Raw genomic sequence first — 25,991 nt, forward strand, 5'->3', positions numbered from 1 at the left:
GTATCAAGGGTCCTGCGCCAGCGCGAGGGCGGCGTTCAATACCGCATTGTCGCTTGGAAGCACGCACAATGCTGCCCCCGCCAGCGGCGTGTAGGTATCGGCGCCGCATACCCGCCGGATCGGCAGGTGCCCCAGCCCCGCCTCGACCAGCGCGGTGATCACGCCCTCGCCCACCCCGGCGCTGTGCCGGCCTTCATCGACCACCAGCACGCGCTGGGCATCGGCGGCCTGCGCGGCGATGAAACCCGCATTGAGCGGCACCAGCCAGCGCAGGTCGACCACCCGCACCTGCCAGCCCAGCTGCTGCTCGATCGCCCGTGCCGTGCGCAGGCTCATCGGCACGCCGTTGCCATAGGTGAAGATGACCAGGTCACTGGCCTCCGGCGCGTAGACCCGGCCCTCGCCGAGCACCAGTGCCTGGTCGGCGGCCGGATACGGGAACAGCCACTGGCCATCGCCGGGCGCGTGCAGGTCCTTGGTCATGTACAACGCGATCGGCTCGAGGAACACCGCGACGCGGCCATCGACGGTCGCCAGCGCCGCCAACGTGCGCAGCATCATCGCCGCATCGTCGCCGCGCGAAGGACAGCCGACCACCAGCCCGGGAATATCGCGCAGCGCGGTGATCGAGTTGTCGTTGTGGAAATGCCCGCCGAAGCCCTTCTGGTACCCCAGCCCGGCGATCCGCACCAGCATCGGGTTGCGGTACTGGTCGTTGGAGAAGAACTGCAGCGAGCAGGCCTCGCCCCGCAGCTGGTCCGCCGCATTGTGCAGATACGCCAGGTACTGGATCTCGGGGATCGGCAGCATGCCCAGGTTGGCCAGGCCCTGCGCCATGCCCAGGATCATGGTTTCATCGAGCAGGGTATTGAACACACGGCGCGGCCCGAAGGCCTTGAGCAGGCCCTTGCTGACCGTGTACACCCCGCCTTTCTGCGCGACGTCCTCGCCGAACAGCAGCGTGGACGGGTACTTGGCCATCAGATCGTGCAGTGCCTGGTTGATCTGTATCGCCAGATGGCGCGGCGGCTGTGTTTCCGGCAACTGCGCCGGACCGCCAAATGCAGCGGCGCGCGCCTCATCGCCGGCCATTCGCGTGGCTTCGGCATGCACCGCCGCCGGCGAATACGGCGCCAATGGCGCGATGACCTCGGCCAGCGCCGACAACTTCGGGCGTCGATCCGCTTCGGCGGCCGCAGCGAAACAGCGCACGCGCACGCGCTCGTACAGATCGAGCACCTGCCCGGCCGTCATCCAGCCGGACGCCATCGCGATCGCCGCCGAGCGCAGCAGCGGATCGCTGGCCTCGGCCGCGCACAGCTCCGGCAACGGCCGCCACTCGATTTCGAAATCCGTACCGGCATGGCCCATCAAACGCGTGGTACGCAGGTGCAGGAAGGTCGGGCGCCGCGTCTGCCGGCAATGTGCCAGCGCGCGCTCCACCTGCGCATGCCCTTCGACCAGATCCAGACCGTCAGCGAAGAAGTAGTCCAGGCCCGGGCGGTGCGCGAAGCTCTGCGCGATCCAGCCATCGGGTGTCTTGACCGAAATGCCGATGCCGTTGTCCTCGCAGACGAACAGGATCGGCGCGGGAAGGCGCTGGTAGGCGGCCCACGACGCCGTGTTGAACGCGGTCTGCGCGGTGGCGTGGTTGGCCGAGGCATCGCCGAAGGAACAGATCACCACGCTGTCGTCGGGAATCGGCAGGGTGTGGCCGATGCGCCGCCCGCTTTCGATGGCCAGCGCCGTCCCCAGCGCCTTGGGCAGGTGCGACGCGATCGTCGAGGTCTGCGGCAGCACCCACAGCGGCTTGCTGCCCCACACCTTGTGGCGCCCACCGCTGGCCGGATCGTCCCGACTGGCCGCGAACGAAAGCGCCGCATCCATCACCGGGTCCATGCCCGGCAGCTTGCGGAAGCGCTCGGCCATGAAACCGCCGGAACGGTAGTGCAGGAACGCCGGATCGGTGTGCCGGGCCAGCCGCGCCACCAGCGCATTGCCCTCGTGGCCGGACGAACCGATCGTATAGAAGACCTTGTTCTGGACGCGCAGCACACGCGCCATCAGGTCCAGATGGCGGCTGATCAGCTGCGACTCGAACAGGTCGGCAAAGCCCTGTGCATCCAGCGTGCTGCCCGGAAGGATGGGGCTGCCGGGTGCGGGCGTCGGTGCGGGATCGCCGCGCCACTGCTGTACGAAATCGATGAAATTGGCATCGCAGATCTCGGCCCGGTTGAGGCCTTTCATGCGTGCGGGAATCGGATCGGGAACCACGGCAAACATGCATCACCCTCCGTGACGTGTTGCGGATGTGGACAACCGGATGGACCTCAGATGGACTGCGCGAACAGGGCCTGCACCTCCGGCAGCGGCGTGGGCATGGGCACGAACCGCGGCTGCTCGCGCACGCGCTGCAGCCAGCCCTGGACCGCCGGGTACGGCGACAGCGCGACGCCGCCGTCCGCCGCGACATCGGTGTAGGCGAACAACGCGATATCGGCGATACCGTAGGCCCGTCCACTGAACCATGGCGACGTGGCCAGGTGCTCCTCCATCACCGCCAGGGCCTGCGCCGAGCGCTCGCGCAGGCGCGGCAGCTCGTTGCGGCGCGGCGAGTCCACGGGCGTCCAGCCGCTGATGAAACGTGCGACCGCCAGGCAGGGCTCGTGACTGTACTGCTCGAAGAACATCCAGCGCAGCGTCTGCGCGCGCTCCCAGCCATCGGTGGACAGATATGGCGTGCCCTCCGCCAGCCAGAACAGGATCGCGTTGGATTCGGGCAGCACGCGCCCGTCGTCGCGCTGTACCAGCGGCACCTTGGCGTTGGGATTCATCGCCAGGAAATCCGGCGTATGGGTCTGGCCGTGCGCGCTGTCGACTTCGACCCAGTGGTAGCGCGTGCCCAGCTGCTCCAGCAGCATCCGCACCTTGTGGCAGTTGCCCGACACGGACATGCCGTACACCGTCAATGGAGCCCGCAACGACGTCATCGCACCCTCTTGGCCATGCATCGCGGGCGGCCTGCCCGCGATGCCGAGTCTGGCCTCACCGCATCGCCTTTGCCAAGCGCGGGTGCAGCATCACCGCTGCGTGGCGCGTCGCCGCTGCCATTGCTGGCGCGACTGGCCCCAGATCTCGATCGGCGTGCCGGCATGCGGCGGCGGCAGCTCGCCCATCCGCAACAGCGAACTGCCCAGCTTGCGCGCGACGACCTTGGAATTCTCGTTGGCGGCATCGATGGTGTGGATGACCTCTTCCCAGCCGAGCGTGTCGAACGCCCAGTCCATGCTGGCCGCGGCGGCTTCGGGTGCATAGCCCCTGCCCCAGCTCTCGCGGCGGATGCTCCAGCCGACCTCGGTGCCCGGCCAGTCCAGCGGCTGCCACGGACCCATGCGGCCGACCCAGTCGCCACTGCTTTTTTCGATCACCGAAAACATCGAAAACCCATACAGGTGCCAACTGCCGACCAGGCAGCTGAAGCTGCGCCAGGCCTGCGACGGTGCCTGCACGCCACCGAGGTGCTGCATCACCTCCGGATCCGAACAGAAGCGCAGGAAGGCATCGAAATCCTCGGCGCGCGGTGGGCGCAGGATCAGACGGTCGGTCTCCAGCCGGAGGTCGAAAATGCTCATGGCGTCCTCTGTGAGTGCGGGTATACGCAGATGATCCCAGAACACCGTTCGGCGCGCTGCACCGCTGACCCCCAGAACGCAGCACGCCGGCAGATGCCGGCGTGCGGGTGATGCATTCAAACTGCAGGCACTTACTGCCTGTTCGCATCAAGTGCGGCGGTCTGGGTGACCAGCTGGCCGTCGATCACCGGCAGGCGATCGCTGCTCGGCTTGTTGTCCATCTTCACGGTCTTCTCGGCGCCATCGTAACGGTAGGTCACGTTGTAACCGGTGACCGCATTGGTGGTGCCCATCGGGATGCGGTTGCCCGGCTTGCTGGCCATGCGCATGGTGCCGGTGGTGCCGTCTTCATTGCGGTAGGTCACGTTGTAGCCGGTGACGCGGGTCGACTCGGAGGTCGCGGTTTCGGTATGGCACTGGCGCTCGGTACGGTTGACCACGCGGCCACCGACGTGGCGCTTGTCGACCTGGTTGCCGATCATGCCGCCAGCGACAGCACCTGCGGCCGTGGCGGCCTTGCGGCCGTTGCCACCGCCGACCTGGTTGCCGAGCAGGCCGCCGATCACGGCACCGGCGACGGTACCGCCGACATTGCCGTCGCGCTCCGGCAGACGTTCCTGGACCACCACGTCCTGGCAGACTTCATGCGGCGTCTGCGTGCTGGACGTCTCGCGCACCGGCTCGGTGCCGATCACGGTGGCGTAGGCCTTTTCTTTCTTGGTCAGCGGGTCGACCTTGACGATGTCGGCGTACTCGAGCTTGCCAGCCTTGTCTTCGATGGCCAGCTGATCAGTGCGCGCGCCATCGTCGGCGAGCGGCGTGGTGTCCAGAGTGGGCCGGGTCTGAGCAGCGGTCACCGCATCGGGCGAGGAACTGCCGCCCTTCATGAAGGCAGCGGTGGCGATCCCGCCGACCAGCAGTGCACCCGCAGCGACCAACGCAGTAGTAGTTGTACTTTTCATAACCGGCTCCTTGCGGACGATCCGCAACGTTCTTGAGTGAATTCCAGCACGGCCACCCTGAACGGAATCTCCACGGATCGTGAACATCCGGCCGCCCATTCAGGTTCGGTGAGCCTTGGGCTCGTGATAGCGTTTACAGCATCTGCCCAGGAGTGCCTCATGTCCAATCCCATACTGTTGCCGGTGCTGGAATGGGCGCGTCGGCTGCGCTACCCCACCCTGTTCAAGATCACCGCCGCCCTGTTCGCCGTGACCCTGGTGATTCCGGACCCGCTGCCGTTCGTGGATGAAATCCTGTTCGGCCTGGGCACGCTGCTGCTGGCCAACTGGAAACGACGTGGCGACAAAACGCCGCCGCCGCTGCCGGCCAAGCGCCGCGCGTGAGGTTGATCGACAGCCACTGCCACCTGGATGCGGGCGAGTTCGATGCGGATCGCCCTGAAGTGATCGCGCGCGCCCGCGCGGCCGGGGTGCGGGCGCAGGTGGTGCCGGCGGTCACGGCCGCCAGTTGGCCCGGCCTGCGCGACGCCTGCCGGCTGGCCGACGGGCTGCACCCCGCCTACGGGCTGCACCCCATGTTCCTGGACCAGCATCGCCCCGAACACCTTGAGGAACTGCGTGCGTGGCTGGAACGCGAGCGCCCCTGCGCGGTTGGGGAGTGCGGGCTGGACTTCTTCGTGGAGGGTCTGGATGCGGACGCCCAGCTGCACTACTTCCTGGGCCAGCTGCGGCTGGCACGCGAATTCGAGCTGCCGGTGATCGTGCATGCGCGCCGTGCGGTGGATGCGGTGATCGCGGCGATCAAGCAGGTCGGCGGGCTGCGCGGCGTGGTGCACAGCTTCTCCGGCAGCCCCGAGCAGGCGCGGCAGCTGCACCAGCTGGGCTTCCTGATCGGGCTGGGCGGCCCGTTGACCTATGACCGCGCCCAGCGCCTGCACCGCCTGGTAGCCAGCATGCCCCTGGAGCAGCTGCTGCTGGAAACCGACGCGCCGGACCAGCCGGATGCGGGCATCCGCGGCCAGCGCAATGAGCCGGCGCGATTGCCGGTGATCCTGGCGGCGGTGGCACGCCTGCGCGGGGAACCGGCCGAGGCGGTTGCCGCGCAGACCACGGCCAATGCGCGCACTCTATTCGGGCTTCACGGTTTCTCCTGAAGCGCGCAACGGATCGAGCGGCCCCGGCCGCATGCCGAACCAGCACAGGACGCTCGCCAGCAACAGCGCTCCCGCCGACATGCCGATCGACATGTGCATGCCATGCATGAACGCATCCGGCGCGCCATCGGCGACCAGGCTCCCAAACAGGGCGACACCCAGCATGCCGCCGACCTGTCGCGCGCAGTTGAGTACGCTGGAGGCAATGCCCGCCCGCGACCGCTCGACCGATGCAAGCGTCGCGTTGGTCATGGTCGGGACCACCAAGGCGACCCCGCCTGCCGCCATCAGCATCGGCACGATCAACAGCGCGTAATGGCCCCCGATGCTTACCCGCATCAACAACAGGTAACCCGATCCCGCCAGCGCAAGGCCCATGAACATCAGCAACCTGGGACCGAGCCGCGTAATCAGGCGCCCCGCCACCACATTGAGTGCGACCAGAACGAGGGTCATCGGCAGAAAGGCCAGCCCGGTCTGTTGGGGCGACAGATGCTGCTGCGTCTGAAAAAACAGACTGAACACGAAGATCAGACCGTAATAGGCGAAATTCACCGCGACGCCTGCCAACGAGACGATGGAGAACGTGTGATTCCGGAACAGATGCAATGGCAGCATCGGTGAGGTGCTGCGCGCTTCAATCCAGAGGAAGGCCGCGAGGGACATGAGCGCCAACAGCGCCCCTCCGCGCACCACGCCATGCTGCCAACCCAGCTGGCCTGCCTCGATCAAGGTCATGGTGGTCGCTGCCAGTGCGACCATGGCAGCCACCTGCCCACGCCAGTCGAGGCCACGCCGATGTCCGCCGCCGGACGGCGCCGCATGCCGGAGCGTCAGGCAGATCCCGATCAAACCCATCGGAAGATTGATCAGAAACACGCTGCGCCAGCCCGCATGCGCCACCAGCACTCCGCCCAGCACGGGACCGGCCGCCAGAGCCGCTCCCCCGAGAGCGCCCCACCAACCGACGGCACGACTACGCGCCTGGCTGTCCGGAAATGCCTGCTGCACCATGACCAGCGAGTTGGGTACCAGCAGCGCCGCGCCCATGCCCTGGATCAGTCTGGCCCCGACCATCACGGGCAGACTGCCCGCAAGCCCGCAGGCAGCCGACGCCAGAGTGAACACCACCAAGCCCGAGAGATAGAGCCGGCGCGCGCCGAAGCGGTCGCCCAGCGCTCCGCTGGTAAGCAGCAGTGCGGCGAAAGCCAGGGTGTAGGCATTGACCACCCACTGCAAGCCGGCCACGTCGGTTGAGAATTCATGCTGCAGAGCATCCAGTGCGACGTTGACCACACTGATGTCCAGCAGCACCACTATGAAGCCGAGCGCGGCGGCCCAGAGCGTACCGCGCGCGGAAGCAGGAAAAGCTGTCATTGGGGTCCCACAGGCAGAAGAGACCGTCCATGCTAGGCTTGGCGGGCACCCTCGAAAATTCCCCGAAATCACACTCCATACCTGCGAAAACGCACCGATGTTCGACTGGGAGAATCTCCGTCATTTCCTGGCGGTTGCGCGCGACGGCACCTTGTCAGGCGCGGCTCGGGCGCTGCATGTCGACCATGCAACCGTCAGCCGTCGTGTTGCGGCCCTGGAGGTCGAACTGCAGGTTGCGCTGGTCGAGCGCTTGCCGCGCTCCGTCCGCCTTACCGCGATGGGCGTCCAGATTCACGAGCACGCCAAGGCCATGGACGCCTCGGCATTTGCTGTCGCCCGCGTGAGCCGGGCCAGTCAGGATGCCATCAATGCAAGGGTGACCCTTAGTGCACCGCCAGTGCTGGTGGCGCACCTGTTGGCGGAACGGGTTGCCGACTTCCGGGCAGCGCAGCCCGGCATTCAACTTTCCGTGTCGGCGCAGGCCCAGCAGGTATCACTCGCCCGCCGCGAGGCGGATGTGGCTCTGCGGCTGGTCCGTCCCAAGGAAGCCAGCAGCGTTGTGCGCAGAATCGGACGAATGCCGTTCGCGCTCTATGCCAGCCACGCGTACGTCGCCACCCGTCGGCCCGAAGACTGGGCCTTCATTGCCTATGACACGCAGTTTGCTGACATGCCCCAGCAGCAGTGGCTGCTGCAGATCGCGGGAAGCCGTGCCGTGGCGTGCGAACTGAGCGACATCAGCAGTCATCGGGCAGCCGCTCTGGCCGGAGCGGGCGTGGCCGCGCTGCCGCGCTTTCTGGGTGATGCCGCGCCCGGACTGACTCCGCTGGAGCATGACGGGGCGCCGTTCTCGCGTGACATCTGGCTGGTGGTGCACCGTGACCTCCGGCGCTCGCCATCGGTACGCACGGTCATGGACTTTGTGGCGAAAGTCGTCGCGGACCGGCCCGGCCTCGGGTTGGACGCGTAAGCCGGTCCACTGCGTGACCGCAGCGGCTCAGTCGGCCGTGACCGCCTTGGCCGGCTTCTTCATCAGCATCTCCAGCGCCTTGCCCACCGCCGCGAACGCGAAGGCACCGGTGATGTGGGTCGCCGCACCCAGCCCGGCGCCGCAGTCCAGCTTCAGCGCCGCATCCGCACCGAGGTTCGGGCGGATGCCACATACGCTGCCGTCAGCCTGCGGGTACTTCACGTTTTCCAGCGAGTACACCGCCGGCACGCCGAAGTAGCGCGAGGCGTTCTTGGGGAAGTTGAAGTCGCTGCGCAGCTTCTTGCGGATCAGCGCCATCATCGCGTCGTGCTCGGTGCGCGAGACATCGCGGATCCGCACCAGGGTGGGATCGGTCCGCCCACCGGCCGCGCCCACGGTCAGGATCGGCAGCTTGCGGCGGCGGCACCAGGCAATGGTTTCGACCTTGACCCGGAAGCTGTCGCAGGCGTCGATCACCAGATCGAAATCGCGGTCCAGCAGCTCGACCATGTTGGACACGGTCAGGAACGAGGCGATCGCATCGACGCTGATGTCCGGGTTGATCGCCCGGCAGCGCTCGGCCATCGCCTCGGCCTTGTTGCGGCCGTACTGGCCGGCCAGCGCCGGCAGCTGGCGGTTGGTGTTGGACACACAGATGTCATCGGCATCGATCAGGGTCAGGTGCCCGACCGCCGTGCGCGCCAGCGCCTCGACCACCCACGAGCCGACGCCGCCCATGCCCACCACCGCCACCCGGCGGCTGGCGAGCAGATCCACGGTGCCTACTCCATACAACCGGTCGATGCCGGCAAATCGTTCGCGCAGTACGTCGTTCATGCGCCTATTTTAATGCGCCCAGGCCCGGCCGGGACGCGCCGTGGACAGGACGCGTCGTACCATCGCCGCAGCCACCCTCAAGGAAGCCCTCACCATGAACGACCCCGTGACCCCGCAGCGCCGCCCGTCCGCCGCGTACCGCTACCTGTTCGTCGGCCTGCTTGGCCTGGTGATCGGCCTGATCGCCACGGTGATGGTCTCGCGCGCGATCCAGGCCCGCCAGGACCCCTTCCCGGATTCGCTCATGCACGTGATGAACCGCCAGGTGGAACTCCTGCAGGCGGCGCAGGCGCAGAACCGCTGCAGCCTGGCCGACACCGTGCCGCGCCTGCAGACCCTGCGCTCGCTGTCCAACGATCTGGACCTGGCCTTTCCCGGCCTGAAGGACAGCCAGGGCTTCCAAACGCACGCCAGCGCCCTGCGCGCCACCCTCAATGAGGCGCTGGCGGCACCGCCGACCGACTGCCCGGGCATGGCCACGCTGGTCGAGAAGATCCAGACCGACTGCAAGGCCTGCCACCAGGATTTCCGCTGATTCATCTTGCAGCCACGCTGGCGGCCCGGGATTGGCACGCTGTTCACGCAGTACAGGACACGATCTGCTCCATGCGCACCAGACGCATTCGACCACCCCTCTGGCCAGGAGATACACCATGAAGATTCAACTGATTGCCGCCGCTGCCGTTGCCACCGTCGCCCTGGCTGGCTGTGCCACCACCTCGCCGGGTTACGGCAGCAGTGGTTACAACAACGGTTACGGCAATTCCGGCGGCAACTACAACACCAACCGCTGTGCCGACTGCGGCATCGTGACCCGCATCAACCAGGTCGCTTCGGGCCGCAGCGCGCCAAGCGCGACCGGCGCAGTCCTGGGTGGCATCGTCGGCGCGGTCGCCGGCCACGAAATCTCCGACCACACCGGTGGCAGCCGCGGCAACAAGAACATCGCGGCCGCCGCAGGCGCAGTCGGTGGCGCGCTGGCCGGCAACCAGATCCAGAAGAACGTCACCAGCGACACCTTCGACATCACCGTGCGCATGGACGATGGCCGTACCGTCGTCGTGAACCAGCGCGATCTGGGCGGTATCCGCGAGAACACCTACGTCCGCGTGGTCAACGGCAAGGTGATCCTGCGCTGATCAGCGCAACGCCGCTCGCAGGCAATAAAAAAGGGCCCGCGCAAGCGGGCCCTTTTCGTGTGTCAACCAGGCAGGACCCGGTCTGCGCTCAGAGCGGCTTCACCTTGTCGGCCTGCAGGCCCTTCTGACCGGTGACCACTTCGAACTCGACCGCTTGACCTTCCTTCAGGCTCTTGAAGCCCTGGGATTCGATCGCGCGGAAGTGCACGAACACATCTTCGCCGCTCTCACGGCTGATGAATCCGAAACCCTTCGCGTCGTTGAACCACTTGACGGTGCCCTTCTCAGCCATCTCAGCTACTCCCTAACTGTCTTGTTGTTGGATACACCCGTACAGGCGGCTGACAGCAAGGGGGAAGCGAGGTGCAACGATGCAGCGGATCCGGAAGATCTACCATCATCAGGCCACGATCCACGGTGACCTTGCCAAGCTCAGCGTCTGCAACTTAACCCGAGCAAAACGAAAAAGCAACTGGCCAAAACCTTCGGATGTCAACCCCATTTCAGGAACCATACTGGACAGCATGGACCATTCATTCATCTTGTACCTGCTAGCCGTCGTTCTGGTGCTGGTCGGCATCGCCGGCGTGATCCTTCCCGCCCTGCCCGGCATCCCCCTGGTCTTTGCCGGATTGCTGCTGGCGGCGTGGGCGGACGATTTCGTCCATGTCGGCTGGTTGCCCCTGACGGTGCTGGGCCTGCTGACGCTGCTCTCCTTCGCAGTCGACATCCTGGCCACCGTGGTCGGGGCACAGCGGGTCGGCGCCAGCCGCAAGGCGCTGTGGGGCACCTTCCTGGGCAGCATCGTCGGGGTGTTCTTCATGCCGATCGGGCTGTTCGTGGGGCCGTTGGCCGGCGCCCTGCTGGGCGAGTACTGGCATACCCGCGAGCTGGGGCGTTCGACCAAAGTGGGCCTGGCGACGTGGCTGGGCATCCTGCTGGGATTCGCCTTGAAGCTCGCGCTGGTGATCGCGATGCTGGGGCTGTTCGCCTTCGCCTGGTTCTTCTGACCGCACCGCAGCAGTGCGGCTTCACGCCCTGAGCACACCATTGACCGGCATAAAACCGGTCAGATCGATGGATGTCGTGCGCTGGCGGGAAATCCGGGCAGCGGCGACACTGTGCGGTTAGACCCATTCATTCTTGTCACGCGGCCTGCTCCCATGACCATGCTCCATTCCCGTTCCGCCCTGTTCACCGCCCTGGCCCTGGCCTGCGCGGCGCTGCCTGCTGCTGCCCAGGAGGCCGCGCCCACCCCGGCCTCGCCGGAGGCGTGCGCCCTGGTGGACACTGACGCAGCGCGCCTGGCCTGCTACGACAAGCTGTTCGGGCGTACGCCCGAGGTCACCCTGGCCGCCGATGCCGCTGCCACCGCCGCCAAGCAGGAGCGCCGGGAAGAACGTCAGGCCTCCCGCAGTGCCGACGCCGACGCGCCCGCGACGCAGCGGGTCAAGCAGCGCCTCGGCGAAGTGTTCAAGAACGACGGCCACGAAGATGCGCTGGCCAATGCCGGCAAGGGCTCGCTGCTCGACAGCCGTTGGGAGCTCGCGCAGGACTCCAAGCTCGGCGCCTTCCAGCTGCGCGCCTACAAGCCGGTCTACCTGCTGCCCGCGTTCTGGACCAGCGACAAGAACCAGATGCCGCAGTCGCCCAATCCGGTCAACACGGTCACCACCTCGCAGCAGCTGGACAGCGCGGAACTGAAGTTCCAGCTCAGCTTCAAGACCAAGATCGTGGAAAACCTGTTCGGCGACAACGGCGACATCTGGGCCGGCTACACGCAGAGCTCGCGCTGGCAGGCCTACAACGCCGACAACTCGCGCCCGTTCCGCGAGACCAATTACGAGCCGGAAGTGATGATGATGTTCCGCAACGGCTACTCGATCGGCGGCTGGCGCGGGCGCATGAGCGGGATCAGCGTCAACCACATGTCCAACGGCCGCGCCGATCCCCTGTCGCGCAGCTGGAACCGGGTGATCGCCACTGTCGGCCTGGACCGCGAAAACTGGGCGCTGGTGCTGCGCCCGTGGTATCGCATCTCGGAAGACCGCAAGGACGACAACAACCCGGACATCTCCGATTACATGGGCCGCGGTGATGCCACCCTGACCTGGAACAAGAACGGTCACGAGGTCTCGCTGATGGCGCGTCACTCGCTGCGCGGCGGCGACCGCTCGCACGGTGCGCTGCAGCTCGATTACGGCTTCCCGATCAGCAACCTGCTGCGCGGCCACGTGCAGATCTTCGATGGCTACGGCGAGAGCATGATCGACTACAACCACAAGGCCACGTATGTCGGCCTGGGTGTGTCGCTGCTGGAGTGGTATTGATGGCGGTGACGATCTGGCACAACCCGCGCTGCAGCAATTCACGCGGGGCGCTGGAACTCCTGCGTGAGCACGGCATCGAGCCGATGGTGATCGAGTATCTGAAGACGCCGCCGGACCGCCCGACGCTGGCTGCGTTGATCACGCGCATGGGTATCGCTCCGCGTGAGTTGCTGCGCAGCAAGGAGCCGGCCTATGGTTCGCTCGGGCTGGACGACGCCGCGCTGTCCGATGCCGCGCTGATCGAGGCGATGGTCGCCCATCCGGAACTGATCAACCGCCCGATCGTGGAGACCCCGCGCGGGGCACGCCTGTGCCGGCCGCCGGAGACGGTGCTGGAGATCCTGCCGGCGTAAGGCCGCGCCTCAGCTGCCTCCGCAGCGGCTGGTACATCGGTTGTTATCCTCGCCACAGGTCAGCGCGGGCAGCCGGTTGCGGCAGTAGTCGCGGCTGGCCTGGCATGATTTACGCAGGTCCGGGTTGTCGATCTTGTCGCACTTCGCGTCGCGCTGGGTCGCCACCCCGGCGCCACAGCTGTCGCCGCTGCCAAATCCCGTCCGGCTGGTCATGCAACTGTCGTACTGGCGTTGGCACTGCTGCATGCACTGGTTGGCAGCGGTGACGTCGCGCAGACTGGGCGGGTTGGCGTGGAAATCGCCATCACTGCTGCAGGCGGAGAGCAGCAGGGTCAGCAGCAGCGCGGACAGCATCCTTGGCATCGTCGTACTCCGTGTCGAAAGCACCCGGTCATCGCCGCGTGCGTACATGCCCCGAATGTAGCATTCCTCGCGTGCCGGGCTAAGACCCGGGCGGCCAGCGCTGCCGCAACCGCCTCTTCCATTACGCCGGCTCCCGCACTCACACTACCGTTGCCCTTTCACCTGGATGCCAGCGGATGGCCCGACCAAGACGCTCGTTCTTCGCTTACGCCTCCGCCTTGCTGGGCCTGCTCAGCCTGATGGGCGTGGCCTGCTTCCACTTTCCGGATCTGCTGACCAGCCGCGAGTTCCGCGCGGTCTACAACGAACAGTTCGCGCGCCACCTGCTGCTGGTCGGGTTGGCGGCCGCCTTCATGCTGGGCACGATGGCGATCCTGCGCGACCGCAACAAGCGGATCGCCACGGTCGGCGTCGGCAGCGCTACCCTGGCAGTGCTGCTGGGGGGTACCAATGTCCAGTTCGATTCCATCGGGCAGACACCCTACTCGCTGGGTCTGGACTGGTTCGTGCTGTCGCTGTTCTTCTCGGCGCTGGTCTTCGTGCCGCTGGAGCGCTACCTCGGCAAACACGTGCTCTCGCCGCTACGGCCAGGCTGGCGTACCGATGTCGGCTATTTCTTCATGAGCCACGTGCTCGTGCAGTTCATCCTGATCCTGGTGACCGCCTCGACCTCGACCATTGCCGGGCTGGCCGCGTTTCCTGCGCTCAAGACGCTGATCCAATCGATGCCGGTATGGCTGCAGTTCCTGATCGCCGTATTCGTCGCGGACATGGCCCAGGCGCTGCTGCACCGCGCGTATCACAACACCCCATGGCTCTGGCGCTTCCACGCGGTGCACCACTCCAGCCGGCACATGGACTGGCTGGCCGGCTCGCGCATCCATTTCGTCGAAATCGTCATGACCCGCAGCTGCGTGCTGCTGCCGCTGCTCATACTCGGATTCTCGACCCCGGCAATCAACGCCTACGTGATCCTGGTGGGTCTGCAGGCGGTGCTGGCGCATGCCAACCTGGGCATCCGTTTCGGGTGGCTGGAGTACCTGCTGGTGCTGCCGCGCTACCACCACTGGCATCACGCGCGGCAGCAGGACTACGTCGACGTCAACTATGCCATCCACCTGCCGCTGGTGGACATGCTGATGGGCACCTTCAAACTGCCCCGCGATCAACGGCAGTGGCCGCAGGAATACGGCGTCATGAAACTGGAGACCGTACCGAAGGGCCTGCTCAACCAGCATCTGATGCCGTTTCGCGCGCGTCGCACCTTCGACGAGTACGTCGACTGACGTTACTCAGCGCCAGTCGGTGATGCCCTCGCGACGGTAGACCTCGGCGAACGCCGGACGGGCTTTCAGACGATCGGCGTAGGCCTTCAGTGCCGGCCAGGTGTCACTGGGCGTGGGCATGTTGCGCGACCAGCGCATCAGCATCACCAGCATGAAATCGACCACGCTCAACGACTCGCCCAGCACATACGGGCCGCGCGTGGACAGATGCCCGGCCAGATGCTGCCAGGCGCCTTCCAGCCGCTCGCGCGCCCGCTGGCGGGTCGCGTCCACATGCTCGGGGCCGGCCATTTCCTGCGGGTAGAACCACGCCCGATACGCCGGTTGCACGGTATTGGCGCACCAGAACATCCAGCGGTAGGCCTCGGCGCGCTCGGCGGTCCCCGGTGCCGGCAGCAGGGCCGCGTCGGGATGGCGGTCTGCCAGATGCAGCGCGATCGCTGCCGCTTCGGTCAATACCTGCCCATCCAGCACCAGCGTCGGCACCAGGCCGGCGGGATTCAAGGCGAGATACGCAGCATCCTTGTGCTCGCGCTTGTCGAAATCCAGCAGCACCAGATCGTGCTCGATCTGCAGTTCCAGCAGCAGCCAGTGCACGACCAGGGCGGCGGTACTCGGTGATCCATACAGCGTGGTGCGCATGTGCAGGGCCTCTTGAGGGAGGCGCACAGTATGCGCCCGCGCTCCGTGCCATCCCATGGGTACAGAGCACCGGCGGTGGGGACGCGTTCTGTCTCTGCCCCTGCGCCGCGGACGCTCGCAGAATGCCTCCTCTCCCCCGCCGTGCGCCCAGGATCCTCCCATGCCCGATTCGTCCGCCCTGCTCGCCTTCGGTCTGATTTCGCTGGGCATGGTGCTGACGCCCGGGCCGAACATGCTCTATCTGATCTCGCGCTCGATCTGCCAGGGCCGCAGCGCCGGGCTGATCTCGCTGGGCGGTGTCGCGCTGGGTTTTCTGGTGTACCTGGTGTGCGCGGCATTGGGCATCACCGCGCTGCTGATGGCAGTGCCGCATGCCTACGACGTGCTGCGTCTCGCCGGGGCGGCGTATCTGCTGTACCTGGCCTGGCACGCGCTGCGCCCCGGCGGACGGTCGCCGTTCCAGCTGCGCACGCTGGATCACGACAGTCCGCGCAGATTGTTCGGCATGGGCCTGTTCACCGCGCTGCTCAATCCGAAGATCGCCGTGATGTATCTCTCGCTGCTGCCGCAGTTCATCCAGCCCCACGGGCATGGCAGCGTGATGGCGCAATCGGTGGTGTTGGGCCTGGTCCAGATCGCGACCAGCGTCAGTGTCAACGCACTGATCGTATTGGCCGCCGGCAGTATCGCCACCTTCCTGGCCGGGCGCCCGCGCTGGCAGACGGTGCAGCGCGGCCTGATGGGCACGGTGCTCGGCGCGCTGGCGGTGCGCATGCTGGTGGACGCGCGCCGCTGAGGGGATGCGCGCCAGCCACGAAAAACGGCGCCCTGGGGCGCCGTTTTCGTTTCCAGCGTTGCCGAGACCGGAGGCCTCAGGCGACGACGACCGGAATCTTGCCGATGCGGGCCTGCCATTCGCGCGGGCCGGTCTGGTGCACGGACTCGCCGGTGGAATCCACCGCCACGGTCACCGGCATGTCCTGCACAGTGAACTCGTAGATCGCTTCCATGCCCAGGTCGGCGAAGCCCACCACCTTGGCGGCCTTGATCGCCTTGGAGACCAGGTACGCCGAGCCGCCGACCGCCATCAGGTACGCCGACTTGTTGTCACGGATCGCTTCGATCGCCGCCGGGCCGCGCTCGGCCTTGCCGACCATGCCCAGCAGGCCGGTCTGTTCCAGCACCTGGCGGGTGAACTTGTCCATGCGGGTCGCGGTGGTCGGGCCGGCCGGGCCCACCACTTCGTCGCGCACCGGATCGACCGGGCCGACGTAGTAGATGAAGCGGCCCTTGAGGTCGACCGGCAGCGGCTCGCCCTTGTCCAGCATTTCCACCATGCGCTTGTGCGCGGCGTCGCGGCCGGTCAGCAGCTTGCCGTTGAGCAGCAGCGTCTGGCCCGGCTTCCAGCTGGCGACGTCTTCCGGGGTGATCGTATCCAGATCGATGCGGGTGCCCTTGGAGGCGTCATAGGTGATCTGCGGCCAGTCTTCCAGCGACGGCGGATCCAGCATCACCGGGCCGCTGCCATCCAGGGTGAAGTGCGCATGGCGGGTGGCCGCGCAGTTCGGGATCATCGCCACCGGCAGGTTGGCGGCGTGGGTCGGGAAATCCTTGACCTTGATGTCCAGCACCGTGGTCAGGCCGCCCAGGCCCTGCGCGCCGATGCCCAGCGCGTTGACCTTGTCGAACAGCTCCAGGCGCAGCTCTTCGGCACGGTTGGAGGCGCCACGTGCCTTCAGTTCGTTGATGTCGATCGGCTCCATCAGCGACTCCTTGGCCAGCAGCATCGCCTTCTCGGCGGTGCCACCGATGCCGATCCCGAGCATGCCCGGCGGACACCAGCCGGCGCCCATGGTCGGCACGGTCTTCAGCACCCAGTCCACGATCGAATCGGACGGGTTGAGCATGGCGAACTTGCTCTTGGCTTCCGAACCGCCGCCCTTGGCCGCCACGATCACCTCGACGGTGTCGCCCGGCACGACCTTGACGTTGACCACGCCCGGGGTGTTGTCCCTGGTGTTGATGCGCTTGCCAGCCGGATCCGCCAGCACCGAGGCGCGCAGCTTGTTGTCCGGGTAGTTGTAGGCACGGCGCACGCCTTCGTTGGCCATGTCTTCCACGCCCATCGTGGCGTCGTCCCAACGCACGTTCATGCCGATTTCCAGGAACACGGTGACGATGCCGGTGTCCTGGCAGATCGGCCGGTGGCCTTCGGCACACATGCGCGAGTTGATCAGGATCTGCGCCATCGCTTCCTTCGCGGCCGGCGACTCTTCGCGCTCGTAGGCAGCGTTGAGGCTCTTGATGTAATCGACCGGGTGGTAGTACGAAATGTACTGCAGCGCGTCGGCGATGGACTGGATGAGGTCTTCCTGCTTGATCGATGTCACGACTTGCTCGCTTGCTGGAGGCTGGCGGGGGTTGAACCGCCGATTTTAACAAGGACCGCCCGGCGGCGTTGAGAATCGCTCGCGGCCGCGGCTTTTGGTGCACAGTGGCCGCCCAGCCTTGTCACAGCGGCCCGCCCTGCCGCGTCCTCCCGGCATGACCCCGACCGATACCTTCCAGACCCACCGCCCCCGCCTGTTCGCCTTGGCCTACCGCCTGCTGGGCAGCCGCAGCGACGCCGAGGACATCGTCCAGGACGCCTGGCTGCGCTGGCAGGGCACCGACATCGCCGCGATCCGTGATCCGGAGGGCTGGCTGGTCACCGCCACCACCCGGCTCGGCCTGGACCGGCTGCGCGCGATGCGCAGCGCGCGCCTGGAGTATGTCGGGCCCTGGCTGCCCGAACCGCTGGAGATCGCCCTGGATCCGGACCCGCTGCACGACCCGGCCCAGCGGCATGCGCTGGCCGACGAGGTCTCGGTGGCCTTCCTGGCGCTGCTGGAGCAGCTCAAGCCGGACGAGCGTGCCGCCTTCCTGCTCAAGGACGTGTTCGACTACGACTACCCGGATATCGCGCCCCTGCTGGAGCACTCGCCCGCCAACTGCCGGCAGCTGGTGCACCGGGCGCGCCAGCGACTGCAGACCGGCGCCCCGCGCTTCACGGTCTCGCCTGCGCAGCACCGCGACCTGCTGGCACGCTTCATGGACGCCTCGCAGCAGGGCGATCTGGCCGCGATCCGCTCCCTGCTCGATGCCAATGCCGAGATGATCTCCGACGGCGGTGGCCGCGTGACCGCGGCGATCCGTCCCCTGCTGGGGGCCGAGCGCATCGCACAGCTGTACTGGGCGATCGCGCGCCGCAACGGGCAGCATCCGGCCCGGCTCGGCCAGGTCAACGGCGAGCCGGCGATCCTGCGTTTCGCAGGGGACCAGCTGCACTCGGTCACGATGATCACGGTCGATGCGGGGCGCATCGTGCGCGTGCTCAGCGTGCTCAATCCGGAAAAACTCACGGCCCTTGTCACAGCGCGCGACGCTGGCACGTCCTCCTGATGAAGACGGCCGCTGCGGCCGTCATGGAGTCCGTCATGTCTGCTTCCCCCCGTGTTCCCTACACCCGCCACGCCGCCGAGGCCTTCAAGGGCCTGCTGGCCACCAGCAAGGCCGTGCACGACAGTTCGATCGATCCGGTGCTGATGGAGCTGGTGTTCCTGCGTGTCTCGCAGATCAATGGCTGCGGTTACTGCATGGACATGCACGGCACCACCCTGCGCAAGGGCGGGATCGAACCGCGTAAGCTGGATACGCTGCCGGCCTGGCACGAAAGCCGCTTCTTCGATGCGCGCGAGCGCGCCGCGCTGGGCTGGGCCGAGGCGCTGACCCGGCTGAGCAGTGCGGCCCCCTCCGACGCCGCCTACGAGGCGCTGTCGCCGCACTTCGACGAGAAGAGCATCAGCGACCTGAGCATGGGCATCGCGGTGATCAATGCCTGGAACCGCCTCGGCGCCGGGCTGCTGCCGCCGCTGCCGTAAGGGTCGGGCCGTGCCGGCCGCGGTGCGCACGCGTCTGCAATCTGCGCATGCACTGACTTCATGCATCAACCACGGCCACGGCGCGCACAATACGGTCCATGCCCGCCTCCCCCGCTGCCGGTGCACCCGGCCAGAAGAACCCCAGCCTGCGCGAGCGCGTCAATGCGATGCGCAACCTGCCCCCGTTCCTGCGCCAGGTCTGGCAGACCAGCCCCGGGCTGACCCTGGCCAGCCTGGGCCTGCGCGTGATCCGCGCCTTGCTGCCGGTGGCGATGCTCTATGTCGGCAAGCTGATCATCGATGCGGCGGTGCTGCTCAGCCAGCACGATGCGGGTTTCCCGCCGTTCGGCGAGGCGCTCTCCAGCGGGCTGCTGAACCCGCTGCTCGGGCTGCTCGCACTCGAGTTCGGCCTGGCGATGGCCTCGGACCTGCTCGGCCGCATGGTCAGCTACGCCGATACGCTGCTGTCGGAGCTGTTCACCAACGTCACCAGCGTGCGCCTGATGGAACACGCGGCCGAGCTGGATCTCGAGGACTTCGAAGACCCCGACCTGCAGGACAAGCTGGACCGCGCACGGCGCCAGACCATGGGCCGCATGAACCTGATGAGCCAGCTGTTCGGCCAGGTGCAGGACAGCATCACCGTGGCCAGTCTCGCGGTCGGCCTGATCGTGTACGCGCCGTGGTTGATCCTGCTGCTCGCGGTGGCGCTGATCCCGGCGTTCATCGGCGAATCGCATTTCAACGCCGCCGGCTACAGCCTCAACTTCCAGTGGACGCCGGAGCGCCGTCAGCTGGAATACCTGCGCCAGATCGGGGCCAGCGTGGAAACCGCCAAGGAGGTGAAGATCTTCAACCTCCATCGCTTCCTGATCGACCGCTACAAATTGCTGGCCGAGAAGTTCTATCTCGCCAACCGCGCGCTGGCCCGCAAGCGCGCGATCTGGGGCACGCTGCTGGCCGCACTGGGGACGCTGGGCTATTACGCGGCCTACGCCTACATCGCGTGGCGCACCGTGCGCGGCGATTTCTCGATCGGCGACCTGACCTTCCTCGCCGGCAGTTTCCTGCGCCTGCGCCAACTGCTCGAAGGCCTGCTGATCGGGTTTTCGCAGGTCGCCGGGCAGGCCTTGTATCTGGACGATCTGTTCTCGTTCTTCCAGATCCAACCGGAGATCCATTCGCGCCCGGACGCGGTCGCCATCCCGCAGCCGATCACCAACGGCTTCGTGTTCGAGAACGTCGGCTTCCGCTATCCCGATGCCGAAAGCTGGGCAGTGCGCCACCTGGATTTCGACCTGCGCGCCGGCGAAGTGCTGGCCCTGGTCGGCGAGAACGGTGCCGGCAAAACCACCCTGGTCAAGCTGCTGGCCCGTCTGTACGACCCCGACGAAGGCCGCATCCTGCTCGATGGCCGCGACCTGCGCGATTACGACCTGGACGACCTGCGCGCCAACATGGGCGTGATCTTCCAGGACTTCGTGCGCTACAACCTCAGCGCCGGCGAGAACATCGGCGTCGGCCTGGTCGAGGCGATGACCGACGACGCCCGCATCCGCGATGCCGCCCGCCGCGGCATGGCCGACGAGGTCATCGCCGGCCTGCCCGGTGGTTACGACCAGCTGATTGGCCGCCGCTTCAAGATGGGCGTGGACCTGTCCGGCGGGCAGTGGCAGAAGATCGCGATCGCGCGTGCCTACATGCGCGATGCGCAGGTCATGATCCTGGACGAACCCACCGCCGCACTGGATGCGCGCAGCGAGTTCGAGGTGTTCCAGCGGTTCAAGGAACTGTCCGACAACCGCACCGCCGTGCTGATCTCGCACCGCTTTTCCTCGGTGCGCATGGCCGACCGCATTCTGGTGCTCGCCGGCGGCCGTATCGAGGCCAGCGGCACCCACGCCGAACTGATGACCCAGGGCGGCCGTTATGCCGAACTGTTCGAGCTGCAGGCAGCCGGCTACCGCTGAAACCCCCGCCTGACGGGCCTGTCCGGCCAGTCAATGAGAATTTATCTCATTTGAGATAAACTAGACCCGACGAAACCGACCAGAACCCCACCCCCATGTCTTCCGCTTTTGGCGCCGAAACGGTGCTTGAGGTCCGCCACTGGACCGACGCCTACTTCAGCTTCACCACGACCCGCGACAGCGGCTTCCGCTTCGAGAACGGCCAGTTCGTGATGATCGGCCTGGAAACCGAAGCGCGGCCGCTGCTGCGCGCGTACTCCATCGCCAGTGCCAACTGGGAAGAGAACCTGGAGTTCTTCAGCATCAAGGTCCAGGACGGCCCGCTGACCTCGCGCCTGCAGCACATCCAGCCGGGCGACAAGGTACTGGTCGGCAAGAAGCCCACCGGCACGCTGTTGATCAGCGATCTGCACCCGGGCAAGCACCTGTACCTGCTTGGCACCGGCACCGGCCTGGCGCCGTGGCTGTCGGTGATCAAGGATCCGGAAACCTATGAGCGTTTCGACAAGGTGATCCTCACCCACGGCGTGCGCTACGAAAAGGACCTGGCCTACCGCGACCTGTTCGAGAAGGAACTGCGCGAGCACGAATTCCTCGGCGAGATGATCGGCGACAAGCTGCTCTACTACCCCGCCGTGACCCGCGAAGCCTTCCCGAACCAGGGCCGCCTGACCTCGCTGATGGAAAGCGGCGAGATGCAGAAAACCCTCGGCCTGCCGCCGTTGGACCCGGAAAACGACCGCGCGATGATCTGCGGCAGCCCGCAGATGCTGGCCGATCTGCGCACCGTGCTGGACAGCCGCGGCTTCCAGACCTCGCCGCGCATCGGAACCCCGGGTCATTACGTGTTCGAGCGCGCGTTCGTCGAAAAATAAGGTGAAGCCACGCCATGCGTGGCTGAACCCCGCCAAGGGGATGCAACCGAGGAGCCGGCCAGCGGCCGGCTCTACCCGTCGCCGCGGCCCTGGTCGGGCGACGCCGTCAGCCCAGCGCGGCCTCGATATCCCCGCGCAGCGATGCCGGCGTGTCGGTCGGCGCATACCGCTCCAGCACCTGCCCCTCGCGGCCGATCAGGAACTTGCTGAAGTTCCACTTGATCCCGCGCGTCCCCAGCACCCCGGCCTTCTCGCGCTTGAGCCACTGCCACAGCGGATCGGCGCCGTCGCCGTTGACCTCGACCTTGTCCGACATCGGGAAACTGACCCCGTAGGTCAGCGAACAGAATTCCCCGATCTGCGCCGCATCGCCCGGCTCTTGGTGCCCGAACTGATCGCAGGGAAACCCGATCACCACCAGCCCGCGCGGCCCGAACTCCCGCCACAGCGCTTCCAGCCCCTCGTACTGCGGCGTGAACCCGCACTTGCTGGCCACATTGACCAGCAGCAACACCTTGCCCCGGTACTGCGCCAGGGCCTGCGGCTGGCCGGACAGATCCACGAACGGGAAATCGAAGGCAGTGGTCATGGCGGTGGGCTCCGGTGGAAAGACCTCATCTTAGCTCGGCCACCGCGTGCGGCCTGGTGGGCTGAGGAGCCGGCCAGCGGCCGGCACTTACCCCCCCAGCCCGGCTGTTAAAAAGACGTCAATGGACTGTCCAGCACTGGTCCGGCCAAAACATGCCTTTCGACACAAGCCCCTCCGCAACGGCTCGGGTTACCCTCAAAGACTTGTCTGACCGGAGATTTCCCCTTGACCACCCGTCTTGCCCTCGCCGTCGCCGTGACCCTCGGCCTTGCCCTGCCCGCCTATTCCGCCACCGCCGCCACCCCGGCCGCGACCGCCGCCCAGCAGGCCAACCCGTTCTTCGCCGACAGCCCGCTGCCGCTGCACTTCCCGCAGTTCGACAAGATCAAGGACAGCGACTTCGCTCCCGCCTTCGACGCCGGCATGGCCCAGCAGCTGAAGGAAGTCGAGGCGATCGCCAACAACAAGGCCAAGCCGACCTTCGACAACACCCTCATCGCCTTGGAAAAGAGCGGTGACACCCTGGATCGCGCCACCACCGTCTTCTTCAGCCTCGTCGGTGCCGACACCAACGACGCGCGCAAGAAGCTGCAGGCCGATTACTCCGCGCGCTTCGCCGCGCACAGCGACGCCATCGCGCTGAACGGCAAGCTGTTCGCCCGCATCCAGACCCTGTACGACACCCGCACCCAGCTCGGCCTCGACGCCGAAGGCGTGCGCCTGGTCGAGAAGTACTACGAGAACTACGTCCGCGCCGGCGCCAAGCTGTCCGAAGCGGACAAGACCAAGCTCAAGGAAATGAACGCCGAACTGGCCAACCTGGGCACCAAGTTCAGCCAGAACGTGCTGGCCGAAGTGAACGCTTCGGCGATCACCGTCGACGACGTCAAGGAACTGGACGGCCTCTCGCAGGAACAGATCTCCGCCGCCGCCGAAGCCGCCAAGGCCCGTGGCCAGGACGGCAAGTACGTCATCACCCTGCTCAACACCACCGGCCAGCCGCCGCTGACCAACCTGGCCAACCGCGCGCTGCGCCAGAAGATCTACGAAGCCTCGGTGACCCGCGGCAGCCGCGGCGGCGAGTACGACAACACCGCCCTGGTCTCGCGCATCATGCAGCTGCGTGCCGACAAGGCCAAGCTGATGGGCTTTGCGAACTTCGCCGCCTACAACCTCACCAACCAGACCGCCAAGACGCCCGAAGCCGTCAACGCGATGCTCGGCCAGCTGGCACCGGCCGCAGTGGCGAACGCCAAGCGCGAAGCCGCCGATCTGCAGACGATGATCGACAAGGAACAGAAGGCCGCCGGCAAGCCGACCTTCAAGCTGGAAGCGTGGGACTGGGCCTTCTACAGCGAGAAGGTGCGCCAGGCCAAGTACAACTTCGACGAATCCCAGCTCAAGCCGTACTTCGAAATGAAGAACGTGCTCGAGAACGGCGTCTTCCACGCCGCCCAGCTCGAGTTCGGCCTGACCTTCAAGCAGCGCACCGACCTGCCGGTCTACCACGAGGACGTCACCGTCTACGACGTGTTCGATGCCGACGGCAGCCAGCTGGCGATCTTCATCTTCGACCCGTATGCACGTGCCTCCAAGCGCGGCGGTGCGTGGATGAACTCCTACGTGTCGCAGTCCGAACTGACCGGCTTCAAGCCGGTGGTCGCCAACCACCTCAACATCCCCAAGCCGCCGGCCGGCAAGCCGACCCTGCTGACCTGGGATGAAGTGACCACCACCTTCCACGAATTCGGCCATGCCCTGCACGGCATGTTCTCGAACGTGAAGTACCCCTACTTCTCGGGCACCTCGGTGCCGCGCGACTTCGTCGAGTTCCCCTCGCAGGTCAACGAGATGTGGGCCGATGATCCGGTCATCCTGAAGAACTACGCCAAGCACTACCAGAACGGCACGGCCATGCCGCAGGCCCTGCTCGACAAGGTCGTCGCCGCCGCCAAGTTCAACCAGGGCTTCGCCACCACCGAATACCTCGGTGCGGCCATGCTCGACCAGCGCTGGCACCAGATCGGCCCGGACCAGGTGCCGGCCGCCAAGGACGTCATGAAGTTCGAAGCCGAGGCCCTGGCCAAGGACGGCATCTTCTACGCGCCGGTCCCGCCGCGCTACAAGACCCCGTACTTCAGCCACATCATGGGCGGCTACTCGGCCGGCTACTACGCCTACATCTGGTCGGAAGTGCTGGATGCCAACACCCAGAAGTGGTTCCGCGAGAACGGCGGCCTGAGCCGCAAGAACGGCGACCACTTCCGCCAGACCCTGCTGTCCAAGGGCGGCAGCGTCGATGCGATGGAACTGTTCCGCAATTTCGCCGGGCATGAGCCGCAGATCGAGCCCCTGCTCGAGAAGCGCGGCCTGACCTCGGGTGACGGCAAGAAGTAAGCGCCGTTCCAGCGACGCGCTGTACGGAAAACGCCCGGCACTGCCGGGCGTTTTTCATGGCTCACTCACCGCGGCGCCACATACCCCCCAGGCACGCCGTTCGGCGACAGCACCAACTGCCACAACTGCGCATGCCGGCAACGGAAACTCGCCATCGAACCGGCCAGGTAGAACCGCCACATCCGGCGGAACCGTTCGTCATAGCGCTGCGCATCCAGCCGCGGCCACGCCGCTTCGATATTGGCCCGCCACGCCTGCAGTGTCCGATCGTAATCCGTGCCGAAGTTGTGCCAATCCTCGAGCACGAACAGCCCTTCCAGCGCCTCGGTGACCTGCGCCGCCGAAGGCAGCATGGAGTTCGGGAAGATGTACTTCGCGATCCACGGATCGGTGCGATGCCGCGACAGATTGCTGCCGATCGAATGCAGCAGGAACAGGCCCTCCGGTTGCAGGCAGCGCCGCGCCATCTCGAAGTAGCCGCGATAGTTCTTGTCGCCCACATGCTCGAACATGCCCACCGACAGGATCGCGTCGAACGATTCCTCCACGTCGTGGTAGTCCTGCAGCCGGATCTCGATCGGCAGGCCCGCGCACAACTGCCGCGCATACTCCGCCTGCTCCTGCGAGATCGTCACCCCCACGCCGGACACGCCATAGCGCTCCGCCGCGAATTTCAGCGCCTCGCCCCACCCACAGCCGATATCGAGAATCCGTTGCCCGGGGCGCAGCCCCAGCTTGCGGCAGATCAGATCGAGCTTGGCCTCCTGGGCCGCATCCAGGTCTGTGGCCTCACGCCAGTAACCGCAGCTGTAGACCAGCCGCTGGCCCAGCATCGCCTCGTACAGATCATTGCCCAGATCGTAATGACGCCGGCCGACCTCGAAACTGCCGGCCCCGGCCTGCAGGTTGAACACCCGCGCCTTCAGCGCATCGGCCAGGTCGCGCCAGCCGTGCACGCGCTCGTCCAGATGCGCCTGCATCAGATGAAAGAGGAAGTCGTCCAGCGCGCGGGCATCCCAGTGCCCGTCCATGTAACTCTCGCCCAGGCCCAGCGAGCCCTGGGCCATGACCCGCGCGTAGAAGCGCGGGTCGTGCACCGTGATGTCCTGCGGCTGGTCACCGTCAACGGTGACCCCCGCCTCATGCAGCAACCCTGTGACCCGTCGTTGCAGCCCAGCGTCCACATCGCCTCCGT

Annotated in this window: 27 protein-coding genes; 15 read left to right on the plus strand and 12 right to left on the minus strand. The window is 66.5% G+C overall.

Annotated features, from left to right (window positions below):
• Positions 1–3: 3 nt before the first annotated feature.
• From ABE424_RS13470 to ABE424_RS13485, 4 genes are all read right to left on the minus strand, one after another.
• The gene (locus ABE424_RS13470) at positions 4–2,283 is read right to left on the minus strand and encodes a thiamine pyrophosphate-dependent enzyme (protein ID WP_346492358.1); all 2,280 of its coding nucleotides are present in this window, start codon (positions 2,281–2,283) and stop codon (positions 4–6) included.
• 47 nt (positions 2,284–2,330) lie between these two features.
• Entirely contained in the window at positions 2,331–2,990 is a 660-nt protein-coding gene (locus ABE424_RS13475) for a glutathione S-transferase family protein (protein ID WP_346492357.1), read from the minus strand.
• 90 nt (positions 2,991–3,080) lie between these two features.
• The gene (locus tag ABE424_RS13480) at positions 3,081–3,632 is read right to left on the minus strand and encodes a GNAT family N-acetyltransferase (protein ID WP_346492356.1); all 552 of its coding nucleotides are present in this window, start codon (positions 3,630–3,632) and stop codon (positions 3,081–3,083) included.
• 131 nt (positions 3,633–3,763) lie between these two features.
• Positions 3,764–4,594 carry a glycine zipper 2TM domain-containing protein gene (locus ABE424_RS13485; RefSeq protein WP_123730792.1) on the minus strand — a complete coding sequence of 277 codons (831 nt, stop codon included), beginning with the start codon at positions 4,592–4,594 and terminating at the stop codon, positions 3,764–3,766.
• Between the two features lie 159 nt (positions 4,595–4,753).
• On the opposite strand from ABE424_RS13485, the gene ABE424_RS13490 reads away from it, so the two are divergent.
• Positions 4,754–4,978 (plus strand): DUF6116 family protein, encoded by a 225-nt coding sequence (locus ABE424_RS13490; protein WP_319212071.1) that lies wholly within the window; start codon positions 4,754–4,756, stop codon positions 4,976–4,978.
• Entirely contained in the window at positions 4,975–5,748 is a 774-nt protein-coding gene (locus ABE424_RS13495; RefSeq protein ID WP_346492355.1) for a TatD family hydrolase, read from the plus strand. The genes ABE424_RS13490 and ABE424_RS13495 overlap by 4 nt, the downstream gene beginning before the upstream one ends.
• Here ABE424_RS13495 and ABE424_RS13500 read toward each other — a convergent pair.
• Positions 5,722–7,125 carry an MFS transporter gene (locus ABE424_RS13500; RefSeq protein WP_346492354.1) on the minus strand — a complete coding sequence of 468 codons (1,404 nt, stop codon included), beginning with the start codon at positions 7,123–7,125 and terminating at the stop codon, positions 5,722–5,724. The two genes, ABE424_RS13495 and ABE424_RS13500, sit on opposite strands and share 27 nt — an antisense overlap.
• A 97-nt stretch (positions 7,126–7,222) precedes the next feature.
• On the opposite strand from ABE424_RS13500, the gene ABE424_RS13505 reads away from it, so the two are divergent.
• Positions 7,223–8,095 carry a LysR family transcriptional regulator gene (locus ABE424_RS13505; protein ID WP_346492353.1) on the plus strand — a complete coding sequence of 291 codons (873 nt, stop codon included), beginning with the start codon at positions 7,223–7,225 and terminating at the stop codon, positions 8,093–8,095.
• A 27-nt stretch (positions 8,096–8,122) separates the two neighbouring features.
• On the opposite strand, the gene ABE424_RS13510 is transcribed toward ABE424_RS13505, so the two are convergent.
• The gene (locus ABE424_RS13510; RefSeq protein WP_319212080.1) at positions 8,123–8,932 is read right to left on the minus strand and encodes a tRNA threonylcarbamoyladenosine dehydratase; all 810 of its coding nucleotides are present in this window, start codon (positions 8,930–8,932) and stop codon (positions 8,123–8,125) included.
• A 94-nt stretch (positions 8,933–9,026) separates the two neighbouring features.
• On the opposite strand from ABE424_RS13510, the gene ABE424_RS13515 reads away from it, so the two are divergent.
• Both ABE424_RS13515 and ABE424_RS13520 read left to right on the plus strand, forming a co-directional pair.
• On the plus strand, positions 9,027–9,467 hold the full coding sequence (locus ABE424_RS13515; protein WP_176989476.1) for a cytochrome c: 441 nt from the start codon (positions 9,027–9,029) through the stop codon (positions 9,465–9,467).
• A 118-nt stretch (positions 9,468–9,585) separates the two neighbouring features.
• The gene (locus ABE424_RS13520; RefSeq protein ID WP_019185918.1) at positions 9,586–10,071 is read left to right on the plus strand and encodes a glycine zipper 2TM domain-containing protein; all 486 of its coding nucleotides are present in this window, start codon (positions 9,586–9,588) and stop codon (positions 10,069–10,071) included.
• 88 nt (positions 10,072–10,159) lie between these two features.
• Here ABE424_RS13520 and ABE424_RS13525 read toward each other — a convergent pair whose 3' ends face one another.
• Positions 10,160–10,363, minus strand: coding sequence for a cold-shock protein (locus ABE424_RS13525; RefSeq protein ID WP_019185917.1), 204 nt, complete (start codon positions 10,361–10,363; stop codon positions 10,160–10,162).
• A gap of 232 nt (positions 10,364–10,595) precedes the next feature.
• On the opposite strand from ABE424_RS13525, the gene ABE424_RS13530 reads away from it, so the two are divergent.
• The 3 genes from ABE424_RS13530 (at position 10,596) to arsC (ending at position 12,754) form a co-directional block, all read left to right on the plus strand.
• Positions 10,596–11,081: a DUF456 domain-containing protein gene (locus tag ABE424_RS13530; RefSeq protein ID WP_179459580.1), complete on the plus strand. Its 486-nt coding sequence runs from the start codon at positions 10,596–10,598 to the stop codon at positions 11,079–11,081.
• A 153-nt stretch (positions 11,082–11,234) separates the two neighbouring features.
• Positions 11,235–12,401: a phospholipase A gene (locus ABE424_RS13535; protein WP_346492352.1), complete on the plus strand. Its 1,167-nt coding sequence runs from the start codon at positions 11,235–11,237 to the stop codon at positions 12,399–12,401.
• Positions 12,401–12,754, plus strand: coding sequence for an arsenate reductase (glutaredoxin) (arsC, locus tag ABE424_RS13540; RefSeq protein WP_346492351.1), 354 nt, complete (start codon positions 12,401–12,403; stop codon positions 12,752–12,754). The genes ABE424_RS13535 and arsC overlap by 1 nt, the downstream gene beginning before the upstream one ends.
• Before the next feature lie 9 nt (positions 12,755–12,763).
• Here the strand turns inward: arsC and ABE424_RS13545 are convergent, their stop codons facing one another.
• On the minus strand, positions 12,764–13,108 hold the full coding sequence (locus ABE424_RS13545) for a hypothetical protein (RefSeq protein ID WP_346489712.1): 345 nt from the start codon (positions 13,106–13,108) through the stop codon (positions 12,764–12,766).
• A gap of 185 nt (positions 13,109–13,293) precedes the next feature.
• Here ABE424_RS13545 and ABE424_RS13550 point away from each other — a divergent pair, with 185 nt between their 5' ends.
• Positions 13,294–14,403 carry a sterol desaturase family protein gene (locus ABE424_RS13550; protein ID WP_346492350.1) on the plus strand — a complete coding sequence of 370 codons (1,110 nt, stop codon included), beginning with the start codon at positions 13,294–13,296 and terminating at the stop codon, positions 14,401–14,403.
• Positions 14,404–14,409: 6 nt separating this feature from the next.
• Here the strand turns inward: ABE424_RS13550 and ABE424_RS13555 are convergent, their stop codons facing one another.
• Positions 14,410–15,045 carry a glutathione S-transferase family protein gene (locus tag ABE424_RS13555; protein WP_346492349.1) on the minus strand — a complete coding sequence of 212 codons (636 nt, stop codon included), beginning with the start codon at positions 15,043–15,045 and terminating at the stop codon, positions 14,410–14,412.
• A 160-nt stretch (positions 15,046–15,205) separates the two neighbouring features.
• Between ABE424_RS13555 and ABE424_RS13560 the strand changes: the two genes are divergently transcribed.
• Positions 15,206–15,841, plus strand: coding sequence for a LysE family translocator (locus ABE424_RS13560; protein ID WP_346492348.1), 636 nt, complete (start codon positions 15,206–15,208; stop codon positions 15,839–15,841).
• A 76-nt stretch (positions 15,842–15,917) separates the two neighbouring features.
• Here ABE424_RS13560 and ABE424_RS13565 read toward each other — a convergent pair whose 3' ends face one another.
• Entirely contained in the window at positions 15,918–17,435 is a 1,518-nt protein-coding gene (locus ABE424_RS13565; protein WP_346492347.1) for a fumarate hydratase, read from the minus strand.
• 154 nt (positions 17,436–17,589) lie between these two features.
• On the opposite strand from ABE424_RS13565, the gene ABE424_RS13570 reads away from it, so the two are divergent.
• From ABE424_RS13570 to ABE424_RS13585, 4 genes are all read left to right on the plus strand, one after another.
• The gene (locus ABE424_RS13570) at positions 17,590–18,486 is read left to right on the plus strand and encodes an RNA polymerase sigma-70 factor (RefSeq protein ID WP_346492346.1); all 897 of its coding nucleotides are present in this window, start codon (positions 17,590–17,592) and stop codon (positions 18,484–18,486) included.
• A gap of 35 nt (positions 18,487–18,521) precedes the next feature.
• Complete coding sequence (locus ABE424_RS13575) at positions 18,522–18,965, plus strand: carboxymuconolactone decarboxylase family protein (RefSeq protein ID WP_346492345.1); 444 nt, start codon at positions 18,522–18,524, stop codon at positions 18,963–18,965.
• A gap of 98 nt (positions 18,966–19,063) precedes the next feature.
• Entirely contained in the window at positions 19,064–20,935 is a 1,872-nt protein-coding gene (locus tag ABE424_RS13580; RefSeq protein WP_346492344.1) for an ABC transporter ATP-binding protein, read from the plus strand.
• A 95-nt stretch (positions 20,936–21,030) separates the two neighbouring features.
• On the plus strand, positions 21,031–21,810 hold the full coding sequence (locus ABE424_RS13585; RefSeq protein ID WP_121038039.1) for a ferredoxin--NADP reductase: 780 nt from the start codon (positions 21,031–21,033) through the stop codon (positions 21,808–21,810).
• Between the two features lie 106 nt (positions 21,811–21,916).
• Here ABE424_RS13585 and ABE424_RS13590 read toward each other — a convergent pair whose 3' ends face one another.
• A complete protein-coding gene (locus tag ABE424_RS13590; RefSeq protein WP_346492343.1) occupies positions 21,917–22,399 on the minus strand; it encodes a glutathione peroxidase in 483 nt (160 codons plus the stop codon).
• Positions 22,400–22,624: 225 nt separating this feature from the next.
• Between ABE424_RS13590 and ABE424_RS13595 the strand changes: the two genes are divergently transcribed.
• Positions 22,625–24,796, plus strand: coding sequence for a M3 family metallopeptidase (locus tag ABE424_RS13595; protein WP_346489953.1), 2,172 nt, complete (start codon positions 22,625–22,627; stop codon positions 24,794–24,796).
• A gap of 65 nt (positions 24,797–24,861) precedes the next feature.
• Here ABE424_RS13595 and cfa read toward each other — a convergent pair whose 3' ends face one another.
• The gene (gene cfa / locus ABE424_RS13600) at positions 24,862–25,980 is read right to left on the minus strand and encodes a cyclopropane fatty acyl phospholipid synthase (protein WP_346492342.1); all 1,119 of its coding nucleotides are present in this window, start codon (positions 25,978–25,980) and stop codon (positions 24,862–24,864) included.
• Positions 25,981–25,991: the final 11 nt, after the last annotated feature.

The sequence above is a fragment of the Stenotrophomonas sp. TWI1149 genome, assembly GCF_039673155.1.
Classification (GTDB): Bacteria; Pseudomonadota; Gammaproteobacteria; order Xanthomonadales; family Xanthomonadaceae; genus Stenotrophomonas; species Stenotrophomonas maltophilia_AA.

What these genes read in the sequence shown, in the direction of transcription:
- ABE424_RS13535 (WP_346492352.1), top strand. Translation starts at nt 11,235, where the DNA reads ATGACCATGCTCCATTCCCGTTCCGCCCTGTTCACCGCCCTGGCCCTG.
- ABE424_RS13570 (WP_346492346.1), top strand. Translation starts at nt 17,590, where the DNA reads ATGACCCCGACCGATACCTTCCAGACCCACCGCCCCCGCCTGTTCGCC.
- ABE424_RS13480 (WP_346492356.1), bottom strand. Translation starts at nt 3,632, where the DNA reads ATGAGCATTTTCGACCTCCGGCTGGAGACCGACCGTCTGATCCTGCGC.
- ABE424_RS13490 (WP_319212071.1), top strand. Translation starts at nt 4,754, where the DNA reads ATGTCCAATCCCATACTGTTGCCGGTGCTGGAATGGGCGCGTCGGCTG.
- ABE424_RS13580 (WP_346492344.1), top strand. Translation starts at nt 19,064, where the DNA reads ATGCCCGCCTCCCCCGCTGCCGGTGCACCCGGCCAGAAGAACCCCAGC.
- ABE424_RS13500 (WP_346492354.1), bottom strand. Translation starts at nt 7,125, where the DNA reads ATGACAGCTTTTCCTGCTTCCGCGCGCGGTACGCTCTGGGCCGCCGCG.
- ABE424_RS13470 (WP_346492358.1), bottom strand. Translation starts at nt 2,283, where the DNA reads ATGTTTGCCGTGGTTCCCGATCCGATTCCCGCACGCATGAAAGGCCTC.
- ABE424_RS13575 (WP_346492345.1), top strand. Translation starts at nt 18,522, where the DNA reads ATGTCTGCTTCCCCCCGTGTTCCCTACACCCGCCACGCCGCCGAGGCC.
- ABE424_RS13525 (WP_019185917.1), bottom strand. Translation starts at nt 10,363, where the DNA reads ATGGCTGAGAAGGGCACCGTCAAGTGGTTCAACGACGCGAAGGGTTTC.
- ABE424_RS13485 (WP_123730792.1), bottom strand. Translation starts at nt 4,594, where the DNA reads ATGAAAAGTACAACTACTACTGCGTTGGTCGCTGCGGGTGCACTGCTG.
- ABE424_RS13560 (WP_346492348.1), top strand. Translation starts at nt 15,206, where the DNA reads ATGCCCGATTCGTCCGCCCTGCTCGCCTTCGGTCTGATTTCGCTGGGC.
- ABE424_RS13515 (WP_176989476.1), top strand. Translation starts at nt 9,027, where the DNA reads ATGAACGACCCCGTGACCCCGCAGCGCCGCCCGTCCGCCGCGTACCGC.
- ABE424_RS13520 (WP_019185918.1), top strand. Translation starts at nt 9,586, where the DNA reads ATGAAGATTCAACTGATTGCCGCCGCTGCCGTTGCCACCGTCGCCCTG.
- ABE424_RS13510 (WP_319212080.1), bottom strand. Translation starts at nt 8,932, where the DNA reads ATGAACGACGTACTGCGCGAACGATTTGCCGGCATCGACCGGTTGTAT.
- ABE424_RS13530 (WP_179459580.1), top strand. Translation starts at nt 10,596, where the DNA reads ATGGACCATTCATTCATCTTGTACCTGCTAGCCGTCGTTCTGGTGCTG.
- arsC (WP_346492351.1), top strand. Translation starts at nt 12,401, where the DNA reads ATGGCGGTGACGATCTGGCACAACCCGCGCTGCAGCAATTCACGCGGG.
- ABE424_RS13475 (WP_346492357.1), bottom strand. Translation starts at nt 2,990, where the DNA reads ATGACGTCGTTGCGGGCTCCATTGACGGTGTACGGCATGTCCGTGTCG.
- ABE424_RS13555 (WP_346492349.1), bottom strand. Translation starts at nt 15,045, where the DNA reads ATGCGCACCACGCTGTATGGATCACCGAGTACCGCCGCCCTGGTCGTG.
- ABE424_RS13545 (WP_346489712.1), bottom strand. Translation starts at nt 13,108, where the DNA reads ATGCTGTCCGCGCTGCTGCTGACCCTGCTGCTCTCCGCCTGCAGCAGT.
- ABE424_RS13585 (WP_121038039.1), top strand. Translation starts at nt 21,031, where the DNA reads ATGTCTTCCGCTTTTGGCGCCGAAACGGTGCTTGAGGTCCGCCACTGG.
- ABE424_RS13505 (WP_346492353.1), top strand. Translation starts at nt 7,223, where the DNA reads ATGTTCGACTGGGAGAATCTCCGTCATTTCCTGGCGGTTGCGCGCGAC.
- ABE424_RS13590 (WP_346492343.1), bottom strand. Translation starts at nt 22,399, where the DNA reads ATGACCACTGCCTTCGATTTCCCGTTCGTGGATCTGTCCGGCCAGCCG.
- ABE424_RS13550 (WP_346492350.1), top strand. Translation starts at nt 13,294, where the DNA reads ATGGCCCGACCAAGACGCTCGTTCTTCGCTTACGCCTCCGCCTTGCTG.